The 19,903-nt window shown below is 57.1% G+C and carries 18 protein-coding genes, 3 pseudogenes and 1 other annotated feature; of the genes and pseudogenes, 7 read left to right on the top strand and 14 right to left on the bottom strand.

Features of this window, described 5'->3' with window-relative positions:
- Positions 1 to 24: 24 nt before the first annotated feature.
- Positions 25 to 846: pseudogene (locus P73_RS12275) on the bottom strand (IS3 family transposase); the annotation flags it as partial.
- 84 nt (positions 847 to 930) lie between these two features.
- Here P73_RS12275 and tnpA point away from each other — a divergent pair.
- The 3 genes from tnpA to tnpC are packed head-to-tail and all read left to right on the top strand — an operon-like array spanning position 931 to position 3,308.
- Positions 931 to 1,350 (top strand): IS66-like element accessory protein TnpA, encoded by a 420-nt coding sequence (tnpA, locus tag P73_RS26760; protein ID WP_420836115.1) that lies wholly within the window; start codon positions 931 to 933, stop codon positions 1,348 to 1,350.
- Positions 1,350 to 1,697, top strand: a complete 348-nt coding sequence (gene tnpB / locus P73_RS12285; RefSeq protein WP_082033335.1) for an IS66 family insertion sequence element accessory protein TnpB — start codon at positions 1,350 to 1,352, stop codon at positions 1,695 to 1,697. The genes tnpA and tnpB overlap by 1 nt, the downstream gene beginning before the upstream one ends.
- Positions 1,698 to 1,751: 54 nt before the next feature.
- Positions 1,752 to 3,308 (top strand): IS66 family transposase, encoded by a 1,557-nt coding sequence (gene tnpC / locus P73_RS12290; protein WP_043868168.1) that lies wholly within the window; start codon positions 1,752 to 1,754, stop codon positions 3,306 to 3,308.
- Positions 3,309 to 3,339: 31 nt separating this feature from the next.
- Here the strand turns inward: tnpC and P73_RS12295 are convergent.
- A pseudogene (locus P73_RS12295) lies at positions 3,340 to 3,641 on the bottom strand (transposase); the annotation flags it as partial.
- Between the two features lie 187 nt (positions 3,642 to 3,828).
- On the opposite strand from P73_RS12295, the gene P73_RS12300 reads away from it, so the two are divergent.
- Both P73_RS12300 and nusG read left to right on the top strand, forming a co-directional pair.
- Entirely contained in the window at positions 3,829 to 4,989 is a 1,161-nt protein-coding gene (locus P73_RS12300) for an MraY family glycosyltransferase (RefSeq protein ID WP_202966908.1), read from the top strand.
- A gap of 4 nt (positions 4,990 to 4,993) precedes the next feature.
- Positions 4,994 to 5,512: a transcription termination/antitermination protein NusG gene (gene nusG / locus P73_RS24990; protein WP_043869779.1), complete on the top strand. Its 519-nt coding sequence runs from the start codon at positions 4,994 to 4,996 to the stop codon at positions 5,510 to 5,512.
- 335 nt (positions 5,513 to 5,847) lie between these two features.
- On the opposite strand, the gene P73_RS12310 is transcribed toward nusG, so the two are convergent.
- The 9 genes from P73_RS12310 to P73_RS12350 form a co-directional block, all read right to left on the bottom strand.
- Entirely contained in the window at positions 5,848 to 6,942 is a 1,095-nt protein-coding gene (locus P73_RS12310) for a DUF1972 domain-containing protein (protein ID WP_043869780.1), read from the bottom strand.
- Positions 6,939 to 8,123, bottom strand: a complete 1,185-nt coding sequence (locus P73_RS12315) for a glycosyltransferase (protein WP_074743484.1) — start codon at positions 8,121 to 8,123, stop codon at positions 6,939 to 6,941. Before P73_RS12315 ends, P73_RS12310 begins: the two co-directional genes overlap by 4 nt.
- Positions 8,124 to 8,150: 27 nt before the next feature.
- Positions 8,151 to 9,314: a hypothetical protein gene (locus P73_RS12320; protein ID WP_043869782.1), complete on the bottom strand. Its 1,164-nt coding sequence runs from the start codon at positions 9,312 to 9,314 to the stop codon at positions 8,151 to 8,153.
- 118 nt (positions 9,315 to 9,432) lie between these two features.
- Positions 9,433 to 10,236, bottom strand: coding sequence for a glycosyltransferase family 2 protein (locus P73_RS12325; RefSeq protein ID WP_139267231.1), 804 nt, complete (start codon positions 10,234 to 10,236; stop codon positions 9,433 to 9,435).
- A gap of 5 nt (positions 10,237 to 10,241) precedes the next feature.
- A complete protein-coding gene (locus P73_RS12330; protein WP_052453239.1) occupies positions 10,242 to 11,075 on the bottom strand; it encodes a hypothetical protein in 834 nt (277 codons plus the stop codon).
- Positions 11,072 to 11,713, bottom strand: a complete 642-nt coding sequence (locus tag P73_RS12335) for a sulfotransferase family protein (RefSeq protein ID WP_043869784.1) — start codon at positions 11,711 to 11,713, stop codon at positions 11,072 to 11,074. The genes P73_RS12330 and P73_RS12335 overlap by 4 nt, the downstream gene beginning before the upstream one ends.
- A gap of 1 nt (position 11,714) precedes the next feature.
- Positions 11,715 to 13,130, bottom strand: coding sequence for a lipopolysaccharide biosynthesis protein (locus P73_RS12340; protein WP_158401939.1), 1,416 nt, complete (start codon positions 13,128 to 13,130; stop codon positions 11,715 to 11,717).
- 320 nt (positions 13,131 to 13,450) lie between these two features.
- Positions 13,451 to 13,693, bottom strand: a complete 243-nt coding sequence (locus tag P73_RS12345; RefSeq protein ID WP_245629162.1) for a helix-turn-helix domain-containing protein — start codon at positions 13,691 to 13,693, stop codon at positions 13,451 to 13,453.
- A 650-nt stretch (positions 13,694 to 14,343) separates the two neighbouring features.
- Positions 14,344 to 15,558 (bottom strand): IS256 family transposase, encoded by a 1,215-nt coding sequence (locus tag P73_RS12350; protein ID WP_043867921.1) that lies wholly within the window; start codon positions 15,556 to 15,558, stop codon positions 14,344 to 14,346.
- Positions 15,559 to 15,624: 66 nt separating this feature from the next.
- Between P73_RS12350 and P73_RS25990 the strand changes: the two are divergent.
- Positions 15,625 to 16,071, top strand: a pseudogene (locus tag P73_RS25990) (IS701 family transposase); the annotation flags it as partial.
- Positions 16,072 to 16,390: 319 nt separating this feature from the next.
- On the opposite strand, the gene P73_RS12360 reads toward P73_RS25990, so the two are convergent.
- Positions 16,391 to 17,613, bottom strand: a protein-coding gene (locus tag P73_RS12360) for an IS3 family transposase (protein WP_420836116.1) whose coding sequence is annotated in 2 segments (ribosomal slippage) — positions 16,391 to 17,325 and positions 17,325 to 17,613 — 1,224 coding nt in all. Because the reading frame shifts where the segments join, the coding sequence is not laid out codon by codon here.
- Positions 17,216 to 17,332: a sequence feature (AL1L pseudoknot), on the bottom strand. Its footprint overlaps the gene before it by 117 nt.
- A gap of 438 nt (positions 17,614 to 18,051) precedes the next feature.
- On the opposite strand from P73_RS12360, the gene P73_RS12370 reads away from it, so the two are divergent.
- Complete coding sequence (locus tag P73_RS12370) at positions 18,052 to 19,299, top strand: tyrosine-type recombinase/integrase (protein ID WP_043869788.1); 1,248 nt, start codon at positions 18,052 to 18,054, stop codon at positions 19,297 to 19,299.
- Here P73_RS12370 and P73_RS24995 read toward each other — a convergent pair.
- A complete protein-coding gene (locus P73_RS24995; RefSeq protein WP_074742979.1) occupies positions 19,286 to 19,582 on the bottom strand; it encodes a type II toxin-antitoxin system RelE family toxin in 297 nt (98 codons plus the stop codon). The genes P73_RS12370 and P73_RS24995 overlap by 14 nt on opposite strands.
- On the bottom strand, positions 19,572 to 19,772 hold the full coding sequence (locus P73_RS25650) for a hypothetical protein (RefSeq protein WP_139267022.1): 201 nt from the start codon (positions 19,770 to 19,772) through the stop codon (positions 19,572 to 19,574). The genes P73_RS24995 and P73_RS25650 overlap by 11 nt, the downstream gene beginning before the upstream one ends.
- Between the last annotated feature and the right edge of the window lie 131 nt (positions 19,773 to 19,903).

Below are 19,903 nucleotides of genomic sequence, written 5' to 3' on the forward strand. Positions count from 1 at the left end.
TTTCGTGCCGCCCCATGTGCTCGTTTAAGCCACTTTCCGTTCGAATGCGACGGGGCTTTTCCAGCCTAGTGCTGAGTGGCGTCGTCGCGGATTGTAAAACCCGTTGATGTATTCAAAGATCGCCACTTCAGCTTGCCGCCGCGTTTCCCATGACTTGCGCCAGATCAGTTCGGCTTTGATGGTTTTGAAGAACGTTTCGACAGCAGCATTGTCGTAGCAATTGCCCTTGCCGCTCATCGACACCTTGAAGCCATGCTGGCACAGAAGCTTCTGATAGTCATGTGAACAATATTGCGACCCGCGATCCGTATGATGAATGCAGCCTTTGGGCGGCGCCCGGAAAGCTATGGCCATGTTCAATGCTCGGATCGCTAAGTCGCGTTTCATGCGATTGCTGACTGCCCAGCCGATCACCCGCCGAGAATGCAGGTCAAGAATAACAGCCAGGTAGAGCCATCCTTCTCGCGTCCAGACATAGCTGATGTCGCCCGCCCACTTCTGGTTCGGTTGATCGGCGTGGAAGTCCCGGTTCAGCAGGTTTGGCCCGATGTTGAACGCATGGTTGCTGTCCGTCGTGACCTTGTATTTCTTCGATCTTTCGACCCGGATGCCGTTCTCGCGCATCAAGCGGCCCACACGGCGATGACCGACGTCCAGACCGATCTCCTTCAACTCTTCGGTCATTCGCGGCCTGCCGTAGCTACCAAGGCTCAGGCGGGACTGTTCTTTGATGTGTGCAAGCGTGACCATATCAGATCGTTGTCTGCGACTGGCAGGGCGACTACGGAAGGCCCGCAAGCCACGTGTGCTGACGCCAACGACACTGCATAAACGGTTGGCTGGAAAATGGTTCCTGTGTAAGCGGCGTCTGCGGCCCACGTTGTAGATGAGCTCTGGCGCTGCGAGGTGATACCCATCTCATGATGGGGAGTGCGTTTCGCAATGTGCGCCACAAATTCGTTTCTCAAATCTCTGGGCGTCGAGATCTACGCGTCGGGTCACCGGCGCTGGCCGGACGATGCTAAGGCTCGCGCTGTGGCAGAGACCTTGGAGCCGGGGGCGACAGTGTATGCTGTGGCCGGTCGGTATGGCATCCGCCCAAACCAGCTCTCCGCCTGGCGGCGCTTAGCAAAGCAGGGACAGCTGGTTCTCCCCGCCGAGGAGATCGGCGGTCCTGTCTTCACGCCGCTGGTCGTTTGCGATCCGGCCGAGATGAGCGGGCCGGCGAGCGCGACGCCCGAGCATATGATCCGGATTATCAGGGGAGCGATGCAGATCGAGCTGTCGCCCGACACACCGGCAGATCGGATCGCGGCGATCGTGCATGCTCTGGAAGCACCGACGTGCTGATGCCGTCCCAAGGCGTCCGCATCCTGGTGGCGACGAAGCCGGTAGACTTCCGCAAGGGACATGATGGCCTGGCCGCCCTGGTGCAGTCGACCCTGGCCGAGGATCCGTTCACCGGGACGGTCTTCGTCTTCCGGGCGAAGCGCGCGGACCGGATGAAGATCCTGTTCTGGGACGGCAGCGGCCTCGTCATGGCCTACAAGCGGCTGGAAGAGAGCACCTTCACCTGGCCCGCGATCCGGAATGGGGCGATGACGCTGAACCGCGCCCAGTTCGAGGCGCTGTTCGCCGGGCTGGATTGGCGGCGGGTGCGGTCCCTGGAAGCGCGCCGCCCGGCTGTGGCAGAATGACTCAGGGGCGGGAAAGCCTGCCTGCCGAAGACGGGAGCAGGGTATGATCCCGCCATGTCCAGCGCCCCATCCCTCGACCTGTCGGCCATTCCGGAAGACCAGCGTGAAGCTGTTCTGGCCGTGCTGCGTGAGCGCGATGCACTCAGGGAAGCCAACAAGCGCCTCGAGCATCTCGTCGCCGAGCTGAACCAGGTCGTGCATGGCAAGAAGTCCGAGAGGCTCAGCGAGGACGAGCGGCAGCTGGCCTTCGAGGACCTGGAAACTGCCGTTGCCGAGGTCGAGGCGCAGCAGGATGAAGACGCCCCGGCCTCGTCCGGTCCGCGGCGAGCCAAGACCGTCCGGCGCAACCGAGGCAATCTGCCCGAAGGACTCCCCCGGACCGAGCAGGTGATCGAGCCGGCCAGCCTGGACTGTCCGTGCGGCTGCGGCACGATGCACCGGATCGGCGAGGACCGCAGCGAGCGGCTGGACATCGTGCCGGCCCAGCTCCGCGTCATCGTGACGGTCCGGCCAAAGTATGCCTGTCGTGCCTGCGCCGAAGGGATCACCCAGGCTCCGGCCCCCGCCCACCTGATCGAGGGCGGGTTACCGACCGAGGGCGCCATCGCGCATGTGCTCGTCGCCAAGTTCGCCGACCATCTGCCCTTGTATCGCCAGAGCCAGGTCCTCGCGCGCTCTGGGATCGAGCTCCAGCGCAGCACGCTCGCCGATTGGGTCGGCACCGCGGCCTTCCACCTTGCCCCGGTGGTCGATCGGCTCGCCGAGCATTTGAAGAGCTCGGGAAAGCTCTTCATGGACGAAACCACGGCGCCGGTTCTGGAACCCGGGCGGGGCCGAACGAAGACCGGCTTCCTCTGGGCGCTGGCCCGAGACGATCGGGGTTGGGGCGGCGATGACCCGCCCGGCGTGGTCTTCACGTATCACCCGAGCCGCGCCGGCGTGAACGCGGAGCAGATCCTGCAGGGCTTTGACGGCATCCTGCAGCTGGACGGCTATGCCGGCTACGATCGGCTGACGCGCCCCTCGCGCACGGGCGGGGCGCCGATCACGGTTGCACACTGTTGGGCACATGCGCGCCGAAAGCTGAAGGAAGTCTTTGACCGCGACGGATCGGAGGTCGCCGCCGAGGGGCTGCGCCGGATCGCCGAGTTCTACCGTATCGAGACCGAGATCCGCGGCATGGGACCGGGACAGCGCCTGTCGGCGAGACAGACACGCACCGCGCCGCTGGTGGCCGAGTTCGGCGAATGGTTGCAGTTCCAGCGCCGCCGGGTCTCCGCCAAGTCCCGCCTCGGAGAGAAACTCGCCTACATCCACCGGCAGTGGGACGGGCTGCAGACCTTCCTGCAGGACGGCCGCGTCGAGATCGACTCCAATGCCGTGGAGAACCTCATCAGGCCGATCGCCCTGACACGGAAGAACGCACTCTTTGCTGGGCACGATGAAGGCGGACGCACCTGGGGCCGCATCGCCTCGCTCATCGCCACCGCAAAGATCAACAGCGTGGAGCCCTTCGCCTACCTCAAGGCGACGCTCGAGGCGATCGCGGCAGGCCATCCTGCGCACCGAATCGACGAGCTCCTGCCGTGGAACTTCACGCCGTCAAGCTGAACTCCGGTGGGGCGCAGACGCCGCTTACGTTCCTGTGTTCCTCGACAAACCTAAATCTCATTGCTTTAGGCCCGCGAAGAACTGGGTGGCCTTTTTTAGGATTTCCCTCTCCTCCTTGAGAAGCCGGATCTCTCGTCGAAGCCGCTCATTCTCTTTGGCGAGGTCTAAATCCTCTTGTGAAACCACCTTCGTGTCTCGGTGTGCTGTGATCCATTTGTTCAGCGTCGACATGCCAACGCCCAGATCATCAGCCACCTGCTTGCGCGTCAACCCGCTGGTCAGCGCAATACGCACTGCATCTTGGCGAAATTCGTCCGTCCGTTTCAGTCCCATAGTCAGTCTCCTTTGTTCCAGTAAAGGCTATCAAAGGAGCGGCATCAAACCGTGACACGTCCACTGATCAAGTCATTAAATATAGACAGAAGTAGAGTCGATGCGTCGCAAGCTGCGGTTAGTGGAGCGTGAACGTTCGGAAAGTAAGACTTGGATTGACGTAAATAGAGTATTCTAGGGTGAGAATTTGGAAGATTTTTTGAATAATTACGGACTTTTGAGCGCCTTTTTGATTTCCACTACTCTTTCGGCTTTGCTGGTGGTAACCCGCCGGGTTCATCTCAAGCTCACATATAGACAAAAGGATGTATCGGCGATCCAGTCCGCGCACAGTGTGCCAACCCCGAGAATTGGTGGTGTTGCCGTTTTGGTAGGCGCCTTGGCGGCAGGAGTACCCATGGCTATGGATGGGACGGGGCAGACCTGGTTTCTCGCGCTCTCACTCATTCCAGTATTTGCTGCAGGTCTATTGGAAGATTTAGGCGTCGGCGTAAGTCCCAAACACCGCCTGTTGGCGGCGGCGCTTTCTTCGGTTCTGGCGATCATTCTGTTTGGAGCCTGGGTGGCGCGCACCGACTTGGTCGGGCTCGACTTCCTAGTGGCTTTTGCACCCGTGGGAATCGCACTGACAGTTTTTGGTGGTGCGGGGATTTGTAACGCCTTCAATCTGATCGATGGGCTCAATGGTCTGTCAGCCACGATTGGCATTACGGTTGCTGTCGCACTTGGACTTATTGCAAGCCGGGGGGGGCAGCCCGACCTTGCAACCTGGGGATATGTGATTGCCAGTGCGCTTACCGGATTTCTGTTGCTCAACTTTCCTTGGGGGAAGATTTTTATGGGGGATGCGGGGGCCTATGGGATCGGGCATCTTCTGGTCTGGGTGGCGATCCTGATGCTTGATGCTCTCCCGGATTTGACACCTTGGGCTTTGCTCTTGGTTTTTTTCTGGCCCCTGGCTGATACCGTTCTCGCCATCGTCCGTCGCCGCCGGAGTGGAAAGCCTACAGACCAACCGGACCGGCTTCATTTCCACCAGCTCGTTATGCGAGCGATCGAGATTGGCAAGCTAGGGCGCGGCGCGCGCCATATTGCCAATCCGCTGGCCACTGTGGTGATGATGCCGTTCTTTATGGCGCCGCCTTTTGTGGCTGTCATTCTGTGGGATAATGCAGTTGCGGCAGCGATCGCATTTTTCTGTTTTGTTGTGCTTTTCGCGACGAGTTATTCGACGGGTGTGCTGCTGGCGCGTGCGTGGCGCAAGAATTCCGGCCGGAAGTTCATCTATGGTTTGATGCGCCAGAAGGTTCACAGTCTGATCCCTTATCTTCCTGAATATAAAGGGTAGGCCGATGCATGATGGTAGTCTTGGGCCTTTGCGCCGCTGGTATATTCTTCAACTGCGACCCAATGGTTTGAAGTTGGCTCTTACCAATTTGGCACGGCAGGGTTTCGAGGTCTTTAGTCCAACCCAGATGGTGTCGCGGCGACGCTCTGGTGGGTTCGTACAACAACCCGAGCCTCTGTTTCCAGGGTATCTGTTTGTGCGTTTTGACCCTTTAGAGGGGCGCTGGCGCAAGTTGAACAGCACTCGGGGTGTGTCGCGAATTGTTTCGCTGACCGGAGAACCTACGCCGGTGCCCGAGGGATTGATGGTGGGCTTAATGGCGCGATGTGGTGAGACGGGGCAGCTTCTTCAACCTGATGAGCTTGCCGCAGGCGATGAGGTTCGCATCGCCGAAGGTCCGTTTGCGGATTTTACCACCACGATTGAGAAGATCGATAGCTCGAAACGGATTTGGGTTCTTCTGGATTTGCTCGGGCGGCAGACGCGTGTTGCGCTAAGCGAGCGTGAGGTGCAGCGGGCATGACGGCTGGGGTATGTAGCTGGTATTCGGTGTTTTTTCTCAACGGCGGTTTTCACTTTGCCTCGGTTGAGAAAATATACCAGCGCTCATTTTTTGAACACTCGAGAGTTTTGCGCGCACGTTAAGCGTCACGTTTTTGGGACATTGTGGTCAACGTTTGATGTCGACGGCCTTTTGCAATTGCTTGTGGTTCAATCGCATTGTGAAAGGTTTGAGGGACTGGTGTTTGCATCGAATGCTGGAGGTGAGTGAAGTCACCGCCTGCGAGGTAGCTATATTGCACGACAAAGTTTTTCTGTGAACGAGCTCGCCTCTGGAGATGGACTGTATGGAAGGCATTAGTTGGCGTCGACTTTTTCGATCAGGTTGAAGTAGCTTCTGCCAATTTCGTCCCAAGTGTATCGCTTGCGCGCGATTTCCAACATGCGCAGCCCGCGCGCTTTTTCGACTTCATGGTCCCGGTTAGCAAGAAACCGAGCCAGATCTTCGGCAGTTTCGAAGTAGTCCGCCTCATTTTCCGTGGTCTTGCGGTTGAAAACGCAACCGTGGGCGACAATCGGAAGGCCGAAATGCATCATTTCGACTAGCGCTGGATTGGTGCCTCCGGCAGAATGCCCGTGAACATAGAGGTCAGCGCCTTCGCGCAGCCCCCGGAGTTTGGCGAGGTCGTAAATCGGTTCTGCCATATGGATGTTCGCGAATCCTGAATACTGGCGGCGCAAACGCTGGCCAAAATCGCTGTTGTTCCAGTTTCCAACATAGACAAGTGACTTGTCTGGAACTGTGGAAAATGCCTCCAAGATTTTCGCGACGCTGTTCTCCGGCTCTATCCGGCTGAGTGCGAATGCGTAACGTTCAGGCGGCATAAACGGCAGATCATGATCGGGCGCCACAGTCATCGCGTGATCTCCGCCATAAGCAATTGTGCTGCACCGGATGCCATAGGTTTCGGCAACGTATTCCGTGATCGCATCGTTGTCCGCAATTACCTCATGCGACCACCGCACGGCGATTGCTTCGGACATTTTTAGAAATCTCTTGGCAAGCCCGTTCCACTTGGCACGCCGCCATTCGATACCATCGATATTGGTAACGATCTTCGAATTGGAAAAAAGTCGGACAACCGGAATAAATACTGCGCCGGATACTCCAAGAATGAGAAGAACGTCAGTGCGGCGGAATACAGCGTGAAGCATGGATCGTATGTCATAGGGGATGCTCTGGACCCCGTTGGCGTTTAGGGGGACATATCGTAACTCCGCTCCGTGATAGAATGCCAGCGAAGATTCATTCCGTGATCCACTGCAATACACACTCAGTTCGCCGTCCAGATTTTCTGCTTCATGATAGCGCACAAGGTTATCGGCCAGCGTCTCGAAACCGCCGTAGGCGCCGGGAACCCCGACCGTTCCTATGATCGCAACCTTTGTCACTGGCGCGTCCCCTCAAGCCCATAGTAAGAAAGATAGATGTCAGTCACGAGACGCGCATGGAAACGGTGCAGGAACAAGTGGTTGCTGTTTTTCGTCAGTTCCTGCGCTGATTTTTCCCGGAGCGATACAAGTCCAGCCAGAAGATCGGAGACCGATCCCGGGCGCGCCACATAGCCGTTCCATCCCTGGATGACCGTATCCCGGCAACCCGGAGTGTCGTAGGTGACGACGGCATTGCCGAAATGCAGGGCTTCGATCAGCGATCGTGGGACGCCTTCCCGATATCTGGATGGCAGAATCACGACCTGAGCAAGCCGCATGAGACCGAAAATATCGTCCTGAAACCCGATGAAACGGACATTTTCGCTTTCAAGTTTTTTCAGATCGGTCTTGGAAAGACCGCCCTGGGCCTCATTTGCCTCTTCACCAGCATGGAGAAAAACGCAGTCGTCAAACAATTGGGAATACAGGTTGCCGACGTCGTAAAAGTCCCGAACCCCTTTGGCTTCCAGCGCCCGCGACGGATAGAGTACGATGCGCTTGTCGGTATCCACGCCAAACTCGTCTCGCAGCCGTTTTTTCAAGACATCGTCGGACCCGGCTGTCTCCTGGCCCACCAGGGCGGGGTCAAGTCCCGAACCCGGCGTCACAACGATTTTGTCGCGTGTCAGCTCCATAATGGCGGTAAATTCCTTGGCATCCTGATCGTTCTGGAAAAACACTGCTTCGGCACGTTTCGCCATACTTTTGTATGCGGTGACCAAACCCAGCTTGGAGATGCGTCCGCGCAGATCGAGCGTGTTAGAAAACAAACGTCCCGAGCCTGTCAGATTCGGGAAAAAACGGATTTTCGGAAAGTGACGGACCGCAAGAAATCCGACCACATTTCCGGCGTGGGTGAAGGCGTGAAGAATATCAGGACTGGTCTGCCCGAGAATACCGCGCAGTTCCTTCGCCTGACGCAGCAGACGCCCAGGGCGGATTTCGGCGGTCTCCAGCCCGTCGATCACATGGGTTTCAATTCCAAGCGCCCTGAGACCGGCGATATAATTGTCCGCGTTGTGGCCGCGCCCGCACACCGCGATCATTTCATAGCCTGCTACCTGAGCCGCGCGAAAAAGCGGCAACCGAAACCGGAAAAGTGTTCCGGCCGAGTTCGACAGAAGGACGACCTTTTTCATGCGATACTTACCCATTTTCAAGCTTTGTCATAATGGGCTCTCACCCGGACGAGACACCGGTTGCTCCAGTATAGGTGTTGACAATCGCATTGTTCGTTTTTCCTTAGTCATCAAAAAAATAGTGATGAATAGCCAAAAAGCTGAAAACCGGAACCCATGGTGAGTCACGGAATAGGCTAGCGGCGCGGCCAATACGGCAAGTTCCACCAAAGTCGCACCGCGGGCGGCAATCCATATCATGCTCAGAAACAGAAGTAGTCCGATGATCCCGTAGCTGAAAAGCAAGGTTCCGAATGTCGAATGCAATTCGAGCGCTGCTTCAATGCCGAACCTCGACAATCCACCTTCCCCGGCACCAAACAACAGGTACTGCGGAAATTCATAAATCCTGTCATATCCCCGCTCGGCGATGCCTCCGTCTAGCTTGTCATCAAGCAATAAAAAGCGATTTGAGACAATTTCAAAGACCTGGCTGTGGCTTTCAGGGAGGAAAAGGGACGGGGCCAGAAGCGCGGCGGTCAAACCAAAAAAAACGATAAGGAACAGCCTTCTAGCGCCGACTTTTAAAGACCACGCACCGCCCAGCAAGGCGAGGGCGGCATATCCAGTAAGTGATGCTGCGACCAAATTTGAAATGACCAGCATCGCAGCCGGCATCGCGAAACGCAACCGGAGCAAGCTCGGGCGATCAGAGGCCAAGATGAGGCCGCCAAGCACGAGTATTGAAAAGTAAGCCAGTTGGTTTGGGTTGTTGAACATGGCCGTCTGACGCGAAGAAGAGCCTGAGAAAGTCAGCAATAAGCCCGTAAACATGACAACGGCCGAAACCGTCAAGGCTTTCGCGATCAACTTGTCTGGATAATCTAGGTGTTGGAGCGCGGCGAATCCAAGCAATACGAGCATGAAATTGAACATCCCAAAGGCGGGTGCCATCAGAATATCAGTGAGACCAGACATGAGTGAGTTTACAACCGAAACGACTAGAACCCAGACGAAAAAAACGAATGTGACTAAAAGAAAAGAACGGGCGCGGGCAGTCGGAAAGGCAATACGTCTGCCTGTAAGCAAGATGAAAGCTATCCCGATCGGAACCAGAAAGTCGGCTGGCTGCGGCATGCCGCTTGGCAGTAGATAGAGCGGTGCCAAGACGATATAGAGGGTGAAAAGCAGCGTGGTCGGCCTCGACTTCATCTCCAGCCCTCCAAATCACCACACCGCTCGTATTTGCGCCAAACCTGAAGGGCTGTGGCGCGGGCGTTCAAGCTTAGGCTGACACAGTATTCGCCACGCTTTTCATTCTGCTTCTTTATCATGCCCCCCGAACCTTCCAGGTTAGCCGGCGCACGCCCCGGGGCGTTAGTCCGAACAGGAACTTGGCAATGAAGAACGCATAGTCCAGCGGTCTGGCGCCCAGCTTCGGCGCGTAGCGCAACTGGAGTCTCAGGCTTGACCAGACATAGCGCAGCCGCGCGCGTGCCTCGAAGGATTGGCGCGCGTGGATTCGTTTTGCCGTGAGTATGGCGGGAAGTTCCAGAATGCGTCCTCCGGCGTGAAGGCTCCTCAGCCATAGTTCATAGTCGAACTGAGATCTCCGGGTGTCGTCATACCCTCCGATCTCCCGCAGGAAATTACGGTGCGCCAATATGCTGCTGTGGTTCACATGGTTGCGGCGCAGCATCTGGCGCGAAAGGTCCCGGTAGCCGCCCTGCTGTTCGATGCCTGGCCAGGGAATGCCTTCCTGCTCTCCGATCACGAGCGAGTGGGTGCAGAGAATGTCGTGTTTTCCGGCGCCTGATGCCACGTTCATTTGCATTTTCAGCTTCTCCGGATGGAACAGGTCGTCGGCATCGAGATTGGCGACCCACTCGCCGCGCGCCGCTTCAAGCGCCCGGTTCAGTGCGTGGCCGCGCCCTTCGGGCGGCGTTTGCACAAACCGCAAGCCGGGGTGATCGCCCCACCTGGCGAGGATCGCATCGCGCGATCCATCCGTGGAGCCATCATCGACCAGGATCAACTCCCAATCGGTGAAACTCTGGGCAATCACGCTGCCGACGGCATTCAATACCCACGGCATTCCGTTGCGAAAGGTCATTATGACAGAAACCAGCGGCATGAACTTCACCGGGCGTTGTTGTTGCGACGCAAGCGCATGAGTAACGGCCTTAGTCCTGCGGCCGTTATCGTCTTTCCGATTCCAAGGCGCAGGGCCGACCTTACGGGGCCGGAAAACCGTTCCCGCTTCACGTCGCCGTTGGCGCGGACGCGGCTTGCCCGTGCGGACATGAGAGGTGGTTTGATCCCCGCCTCGTCGAGAACGAAACGCAACAGACGTTCGGAATGAACGGGGCTGGAGGTTTCGACGCAAAAATCCCGCATCCGGTTCACGCGGCTACCATAAATACGCGCAGCCGATACGCCGCGGCAAATTGCAAAACGGTCGTTGTATCCCCCATGCCAGTGTTGCCAGTTCGGAAGGGTAACACCTGGCTCGGAACTTGCCAAAGCCCGGCCGATCCAGGGGCCGAGATTGTGATGGTAGAGCATATCGGGGCGGCAGTAGATGACCAGGTCTGGATCGTCAGCCAGTGCGTCTGCGGCGGCCGCGTTCATCGAATGAAGCTGATGGACGAGATTGCGTAGAGAGCGGAAACCATCGTTCCAGGAATCCCCGAAATCCTTCAGCCCTTCAAATCCCCATTCCTCAAGGCACATATCGGGCGCCTCCAGCCGTAGCCTATCCGCCTTGAGGAGTCTGTATTCTTCGCGATCCAGCTCACCCTGTTCTCCGGAGCGCGAGTTGCTGATTGATGCCTGATCAAAGAAATGCGCGTAAGTGCGAACCGTGCCGAGCGCGCGGGCGGGTTCTATCACATTGGCCTCGATCGATCCGATCGTGTGTTTCAACGATCGGGTAATGCCGAAAAAGCAGATTGCGATTTGCGTATTTCTCATCTCGCCGGATATCCCAACTCTTCGCAGTCGCGACTGTAGAAGCTGCGGATGTCCGGCGCTCTTCTGGCAAACAAGGCTTCGACGTCCGGGCGGTAGCTTGACGCCTTGGAGCGCTTGCGGCTGCGCAGCCCTTTCCTGAACATGCGTTTCGGCAGAGATTGGCTGCTATGCGAAAGCACGGCGTCAAGGGCGCCGGAAACACCGTTATCCTCCAGCTTGAACACGCGAACCGGGCCGCTGGAAGGGATGAATTCGGTCTGGGGGCGCAGATGATTGTCGAAACATCCGGGATCCGCCGCGTAGCTGTCAAAGGCGTGCTCGATCCATGTCTCGGCCGGAAGATCCGTCTGCCCCGACGTCTCCTGCCAATAGAATTCCGATTTCATTCGCGCGACGGGATCGCGAACAATGATGATGATCTCGTCGAATGCCTCAAAGCGGAAAACAGTCTCCAGCAGGCTGGCATGAAAATGCTGCGGGGTCACTTTCATGAAAGACACCCGTTCAGGACTCAAGCCGTTGACTGAAAAATGCTTGGTCCACCCGTTTTCCACCACGGCGTTTTCGAAGGCGGTGCCGGCGGCCTTGGGAATATGGACAAACAGGCAGGTTTTGTTTTGAAAAGTGAATACCGGCATCCTACCGCACTCCGACCTTATTGATTAAACGCGACCGCGGCAGGCGAGCCGAGCCTGAAAGTAATGCTGCGCATCCGAAAACCAGAAAAAGAACCGCGATGCTCAGGATAAAATTGATTTTGTCACCAAGAGCAAAATACCAGCCGGTTGCCACCACGCTCGCGTAGATTGCGGGTAAAAGTCCATAGAGAACAGCGCCTATGGTCAAGCTCGTTATACTCAGCAATGCCGTCAGAACAAGAACCCGGAAAGTCAGGACCGTAATTGTCACGGCAACCGCAACGCCTGCAAGGCCGAAGTAATTGGCTCCAACCAAAAGCGCGGGAATTCCCACCACGACATAGTTGATCAGGTTCAGACGAAAGAATGCCCGTATACGCCCCATGCCCTGCAGTGCTTCTCCGCTTGGTCCCGACATCGCATAGACGAGTCCGCCAAAGCCGAGGATACGCGCCGGCAGCGCGGCTCCTTCCCATTCCGGGGGGAACATCATGTCGATGAGCGGCGCGGCGTAGAAAATCAACGAAAGCGCGATCGGAAAGAGCAGCAGCGACAAGGTTCGCGTGAATCCCGGAAAGATCCGGGCAATTTCATTCGGATTATCCTGGAGCTGACTGAACACGGGAAACATGACCCGCACCACGATTTGCGCAGCGCTTGTCCGCAGCGTTTCGGTCAGGGTGTAGGCCAGCGTGTAAATGCCGAGGGCGTTGGTGCCCAGGATCGCGCCCACAAACATGTAGTCGCTGTTTTGACGCGCATAGTAAATGAGTTGATTGCCCAGGCTGTAGGTTCCGAACGAGGCGATCTCTCGCAGAGCCTGAAACGAGAACCGCCAGCGCGGGCGCCAGCGGCACATAGACCAAAGTGCGGCTGTCTTGAGAGCAACCGCAGTGAGCTGCTGCAGTACAAGACTCCAGACGCCAAATCCGAGAAGCGCAAAACTTATGGCCACGGTCGCGCCGCCCACCATGGAAACGAGTTCTGCGAGAACGATGTTGCGAAACCGCAGGCGCCGGGTCAGCCGAATGGTGGGCAGTATGCCGAGGCTGTGCAGGAGAATGCTTGCCGCCATGACCATGGAAGGGGTGGAAAGGCGAGGCTCATCGTAGAACCATACCATCACGCGCGTCCCGGCAAAGGCGAAGACCAGTGACAGCACGGCGCCAGCCGCAATGAGAAACCAGAACGCACTGTCATACCGCAAAGGGCTGTCGGCATCACGGCGACGCTGGACCAGCGCTTTCTCAAAGCCGAAATCTACGAGAACGTTCGTTAATCCCAGAAACACAATGATAAGCCCGATCAGTCCGAAGTCGTCGGGCACAAGCAAACGCGCCAGGACCAGCCGAACCAGAACCGACAAGCCCTTGTTTACAACGAGATTCAGGGCATTCCATATCATGCCGCGTTTCATGCTACGGGCGCGTGTGGATTTTGATTTTTTTTTTCCAGAATTCATAGTTGTTAGGGAAGAGAAACGCCGAATTAATGTGTAAAATCCGGCTGAATATGGCTTGGTTACACTGCGCTCCAGACACATTGATGGTCATAGCCAGAAGATGACGACAGCGACCAAGGTGCTGGCGGAGAGGAAGACCTTGAGGCATCTATGCGATTTTCATGCGAACGTACTCACTGGCTATGTAAATTCCTGATTTTTCGAGATTGTTCTAATGCCTCTAAATCTCTCAATTCAAAACGCTTAGTTTCACAAGAGCCAAATAATGCAAACTCTTAACGAGCACTCGGCAATAGGTCGGTGTCGCAGTCTATTTCTTGGGTCAACCCGTCAATCTCTTTCCTCAACGCTTCGTACTCTTCCAACTTCCTCACGAGAAACGCCCGCGTAAGTGCTGCCTTCCTCGCGATGCCTTCTGGCGTCAACACGGTGGCATATCGACGTTTGTCTTTAGTGGCGGTGAAAGTCCCTATCTTCACAAATCCCTTGTCGATCAGGGCGTTCAGCACATAAAGCATGCCACCAACGCTAACCCCGACCACCGCAGTCAGCTCTCTCCGAGACATCTCAGGGTTCTATTGCAGGAGGCGAAGCACACGAAAATGCGTATCCTCTTGCAGCTTGGTCCGCTTGCTATTCATTTTAGGATTTTCTAAGGCTACCGCACAAGGACTGCCTGTGAGGCGCCTTGTTGTGTGCAAAGGTAATGACGAGAGTGGATTTTCATCATTGTCCGAATTTTGAACGATATTAAATGGTGCGCGAGCAAACAAGAGTGAAATGTAGAGCCTCAAGACTTTTTCGTAAAGACGATATCAGTGGTCGACCTGTGGGTTGAGTACTCAGACTTAAGCGGAGCTTCGCCCGGAGTGAGACTGCGGCTGGAATTCAGGTTCGCACCCGCGCTGTCGCCTTTGATTGTAATAAGCTGATAATTGAACGCCCTTGTCAGCACAAAACCACATCAGGAATCTGGTTGGGCGCCAATCCCGACCGGGGCGTGGCTACGGCTCCTCGGCACGCGGCCACTTGTCGGCTTTGTGTCAGTCACTTGGCCAAAGTTTTCGGATGCTCATGCCGAGACGAGCCTTTCACCCGTGTTGACCATCCATTCCCGGGAGTGTCATGAACTATGTGTATCTGGCCCGGCCCATGCGGTTTCAGATACTCAAGCGTCGAAGCGCTCGCCGAACATTATGGCGAACTGGTTGCGGGCTGCAAACCATTCCCGGACATTTCGGCCATCCTTTTCGAATTTGCGGATTGCCAGATAGATCAACTTGGTTGCGGCCTCGTCGGTCGGGAAGGAGCCCCGCGTCTTGATCGTTTTCCGGATCACGCGGTTCAAGCTTTCTATGGCATTCGTGGTGTAGATGATTTTCCGGATCGCGGGATCGAAACCAAAGAACGGGATCACCTCCTGCCATGCCCGGCGCCAGGCCGGGGCGATGGAGGCGTATTTCCCGGCCCATTTCTCCTCGAAGGCATCGAGCTCGGCCTCGGCCATATCGGCGGTCGGGGCACTGTAAATCCGGCGTAGGTCCGCAGCCACGGCCTTGCGGTCCTTCCAAGAGCAGAAATTCAGGGAATGGCGCACCAGATGCACGATGCAGGTCTGGACCATGGCGTCCGGGAACGCGGCGGTGATGGCCTCAGGAAAGCCCTTCAGCCCGTCCACGACCGCGATCAGGATGTCCTGCACGCCCCGGTTCTTCAACTCGTTCATCACCGAGAGCCAGAATTTGGCGCCCTCGTTCTCGGCGGTCCACAGGCCCAGAACCTCACGGCTCCCATCACGGGTGACGCCCAGGGCGACGTAGACGGCCTTATTCTTCACTGTCCGGCTGTCGGCGTCACGGATCTTCACCCGTAGAGCGTCGAAGATCACGATGGGATACATCCGATCCAGCGCGCGGGTCTGCCATTCCCTGACCTCGTCCAGCACCGCATCGGTGACGCGGCTGATCAGGTCGGGCGAGACCTTCAGGCCGTAGAGATCAAGCAGGTGAGCCTGGATGTCCCGGACCGTCAGCCCGGCCGCATAAAGCCCGATGATCTTGTCATCGATCCCGTCGATCCGGGTCTGGCCCTTCTTCACCAGCTCGGGCTCGAAGCTGCTGTCGCGGTCGCGAGGCACCGCCAGCGGCAGTTCGCCGTCTTGGCTCTTCAGCACCTTGCTCGAGGCGCCATTGCGGCGGTTGGTCTGGCCGGGTGGAGCGTCTTTGCCTTCCTCGTAGCCAAGATGCGCCGTCAGCTCCGCGCCCAGCATTCGTTCCATGAGCTTGATCTTCAGCTCTTTCATCAGCCCGGCATCGCCGAGCAGATCCTCAGGGCGCTCCACACCCTTAAGCAATTCGTCCAAGATGTCTTTCGAAATAGTCATTCATGCTTCCTTTCGGTGCAGCATGAACCGGATCAGCCATACACAAAAGGTCGGACACTCTCGGATACGCTCTTTGCAGAACTTGATACCGAAGCCTGGCAGTCCTGTGCCGCCGGGGAAGGCGCAAAGGGGCCGCGTCTCTATGATTGGGCTCGCCTGCCATTGGGGGCACCACGAGGGAACGGGTTCGACCGTTGGGTGCTGGCCCGCAGGAGCCGCCACGACCCGCGGGCCATTGCCTATTACTTCGCCTTTGCGCCAGCCGGGACCGCGCTTGCCGAACTCGCGGCAGCCGCCGGTTTGCGCTGGACCATCGAGGAATGTTTCCTGCGGGCCAAGGACGATCTGGGGCTCGATCATTGTGAGACCCGGTCCTGGCATGGCTGGCACCGCCATATGAGCCTGGTGATGGCCGCCGCCGCCTTCCTTGCCGGCTTGACCGCAGCTCAACGTCTTCACGCTTTCGGAAAAGCGAACAAAACGAGTCCGATGGCCAGCCTCGGTGCCGCATGATTTTTGTTCGCGCCGAACGCTACACGACGCCGGTATGCCTCACGACATCCGAAATCCTGCGATTGGTCGCGCGCCTTATTCTCAACCGTGCGCCACCGGCTGAATTCATTCTCGCCTGGTCGTTCTGGCGACGACGACATCAAGCCAGCGCCGCAAGCGCTCACCGCAGAAATCGAGATCAAGTGCAACTGTAGTACTAGGCTGCCGGCTACAACGAGGAACGGCCACACACAGCGCGATTGGGAACAAGCCACCGATCCTGTTGACGAAATCGGGGGACTGAACCGCTCCGGGTTTGCCGGAGGCTGTTTGGTTTAAGTTATGCGGCTATGGTCTTAGTTACCAGAGCTGCGTAGAAGTTTGCCTCTGCTTCCGCTGGTGGGATGTTCCCGATGGGCTCGAGGAGGCGGCGATTGTTGAACCAGTCGACCCATTCCAGAGTGGCGTATTCCACGGCGTCCAGACTGCGCCACGGGCCACGGCGGTGGATGACCTCCGCCTTGAAGAGACCATTGATTGTCTCGGCCAAAGCGTTGTCATAGCTGTCACCGACGCTGCCGACCGAGGGTTCGATTCCTGCCTCGGCCAAGCGTTCGGTGTATTTTATCGCCAGGTATTGCGATCCGCGGTCTGAGTGATGGATCAGTCCCACACCAGGCTGCCGCTGATGAACAGCCTGTTCCAAAGCGTCGAGAACGAAGCCTGTGTGAGCCGTGCGGCTGACGCGCCACCCAACGATCCGGCGCGCGAACGTGTCGATCACGAATGCCACATAAACGAACCCTTGCCAGGTGGCGACATAGGTGAAATCGCTGACCCAGAGCATGTTCGGTGCCGGCACCCGGAATTGCCGGTTTACCTTGTCCATCGGGCACGGCTGCTTCTTGTCAGGGATCGTCGTTTTATGCGGCTTGCCCCGGATGACGCCCTGCAGGCCCAAATCCTTCATCAACCGGGCTATCGTGCATCGGGCCACATCAAATCCTTCCCGCCGCATCTGGCGCCAGACTTTGCGCACGCCATAGACCTTGTAATTCTCATCGAACACGCGCTCGATCTCGGGGCGAAGCTCGTCGTCGCGCTTGAACCGATCCGAGCGCAGATCAGGGTCGGCCCGTTTGGCCAGATGATCGTAGTATGTGGACGGGGCAATCGGCAGGTGCTTGCAGATCGGCTCGACCCCGAGCTCTCCACGATAATCGTCGATAAAGGCGATCATGACTTCGGTCGGCGGTCGAGCTCCGCCATCGCAAAATACGCCGACGCCTTCCGCAGGATCTCATTCGCCTGCTTGAGTTCGCGGTTCTCGCGCTCCAGCGCCTTCATCTTCTCGGCCATCTCGGTACTGACCCCAGCACGGTCGCCACGATCAATCTCTGCCTTTTTGACCCAGTCATTCAGCGTGTTCGTCGAACAGCCTATCTTCGCCGAGATCGATACGATCGCTTGCCAGCGGCTCTCATGCTGACCGGCGTTGTCCAAAACCATACGAACCGCTCGCTCGCGCACTTCAGGGGAATATTTGTTCGTTGTCTTGCTCATGATGCTCCATCCTACTCAAGAGTTGGAGCCTCCGGCAAACCCGGAGCGGTTCAGTAGAGATATTTCTGCTGAGTCAAAGTGGACCTCTGTGATGAGGCCATCGCATATGAAACAACTTACAACCAGCGCTGTGTGAACCTTTTGTGAGACGCCAGTGAGACGAATCTAGGTGAGAAATCAAAAGTGAGCGGAGCTACTTTCTTTTTCTTATCCATATCAACAGGTTAAGTTGGATATGGCTCCGGCGGTAGGGATCGAACCTACGACCAATTGATTAACAGTCTAATTTTTACATATATCACATTATAACTATATATAGCAAAATTATCTGGAACTTATTGAAAACACTTTGTATTGTGGTAACTCATCCTAACAGTGTATAACAGGGCCATAAACTATTTTGTGCCCCCAAGTGTGCCCCCGAAGGACAAATTGATTATGAAGCTCACCGCGCAGAGTGTTGCCAAGATTAAGCCGGCCGACAAACGCCAACAGATTTCGGATGACAATTGCCCCGGCCTGAACCTCATTGTGCAGCCCTCGGGAAAGAAGGGCTGGGCGGTGCGATACAGGATAGGAGACACCCATCGGCGCATGACCCTCGGGGCCTATCCGATCCTGTCTCTGGCTGAGGCGAGGCAACGGGCGCGGGAGGTATTCGCAGCGGCGGCGGAAGGGCGTGACCCTGCCGAAGAGGTGCGGGCCGCGAAAGCCTCTAAGCCGGAGGATGATCGCGACAAGGTTTCATCGCTTTTGACCCAATACGCCAAGCGACACCTCAAGAGCCTGAAATCCGGTGCCACGGTGAAGCGCGAGCTTGACCGCTTTGTTGGGGCCGAGTGGGGCGATCGGGATATTCACTCGATCACCAAGCGCGATGTGATCGACCTTTTGGACGAAATCGCGGACAGCGGGCGCACGGTTACGGCAAACCGCGTCCGGGCCTATCTCTCGAAATTCCTTAACTGGTGCGTTGAACGCGATATTCTTCCCATGAGCCCGGCGACCGGTGTCAAGCTAGTGGCGAAGGAAAAGAGCCGTGACAGGGTTTTGAGCGACGATGAGGTGTGCTGGTTCTGGCAGGCCTGTGACGACCTGGGGTTTCCATGGGGGCCTGTGGGGCAGGTGCTCTTGCTCACCGGGCAGCGTCTTGGCGAGGTGGTCGGAATGTCCGACTCTGAGCTGATGGGCGATCTCTGGCACATGGACGCGGGCCGGACGAAAAACGGACGCGCCCATGACGTACCGCTTTCAAAGCCCGTCCGTGACATTCTGGCCGGTGTTGAACGGACCGCGGATGAAAAGGGCAGGGTGCAATTCATTTTCACGACCACGGGTGAAACGCCTCTGAGCGGGTTTAACAAGGGCCGAAACCACATTGCCGGCCGGATGGCTGCAATCGCCTCTAAGGAAGCCGGAGAGGCCGTCACCATTCCGCATTGGACTTTCCATGATCTGAGGCGCACGGCGGCAACCGGCATGGCGCGGCTTGGGATTGCTGTGCGCGTCACTGAGGCGGTTCTGAATCACGTCTCAGGCACGGGCGGCGGGATCGTCGCGGTCTATCAGCGGCACGACTATGCCGACGAAAAACGGCGCGCGCTGGGCGCATGGGCCGGGCTGGTGGCGGAGATTGTCACCGGCAACGTTTCCAGTGAGAAGGTGGTGTCGATCAGGGGCGTGTGACAACCCGGCCGGCAGCTTTGTCATAGGCCGCGCCGCGTTCTCGCTTATCTACTGCCAAGACATACACAACCACTTCCTGATCAACGACCTCATAGACCAAACGGATGCCTGGGGATTTGAGTTTGATCTTGTAGCGGTTGGGATTGCCTGAAAGGCGCGCAGAGGGCACATGAGGATCTTCCAAGCGCTCCGCCAGCTTGTCTGTGAGCCGCTTTCGCACAACGTGATCCAGCGCCTTGAATTCTTTCAGGGCCTTTTTGTGGAATTGCAGATTATAGGTCATCAAGCGACACCGAGACGAAGGGGCCACCGGCCCGTTCATCGGCAATCGCATTCAGGCGCGCATCTTCAAGAGCATCTTCCAAGGCTTCTTCACTGACAACACGCACACCAATCCGCCTACGTGCCGCACGCATCGCAAGCAGTTTGTTGCCGCTACGGCTGTAGGGGGGTGTAAGTGCAAAGGTGGTCATGGTTGGCTCCTAGTCCTGCTTTATATAGCAACTTTGCTTACCGATATCAATCATAGCTTAAAGACACGTTCGCGCGCGTGGGGGTGGTTGCGTAGAGAGCGCAAAATTGCGCTCTGTAAAATCGACACCTC

This window comes from Celeribacter indicus, from assembly GCF_000819565.1.
GTDB classification, from domain to species: Bacteria; Pseudomonadota; Alphaproteobacteria; order Rhodobacterales; family Rhodobacteraceae; genus Celeribacter; species Celeribacter indicus.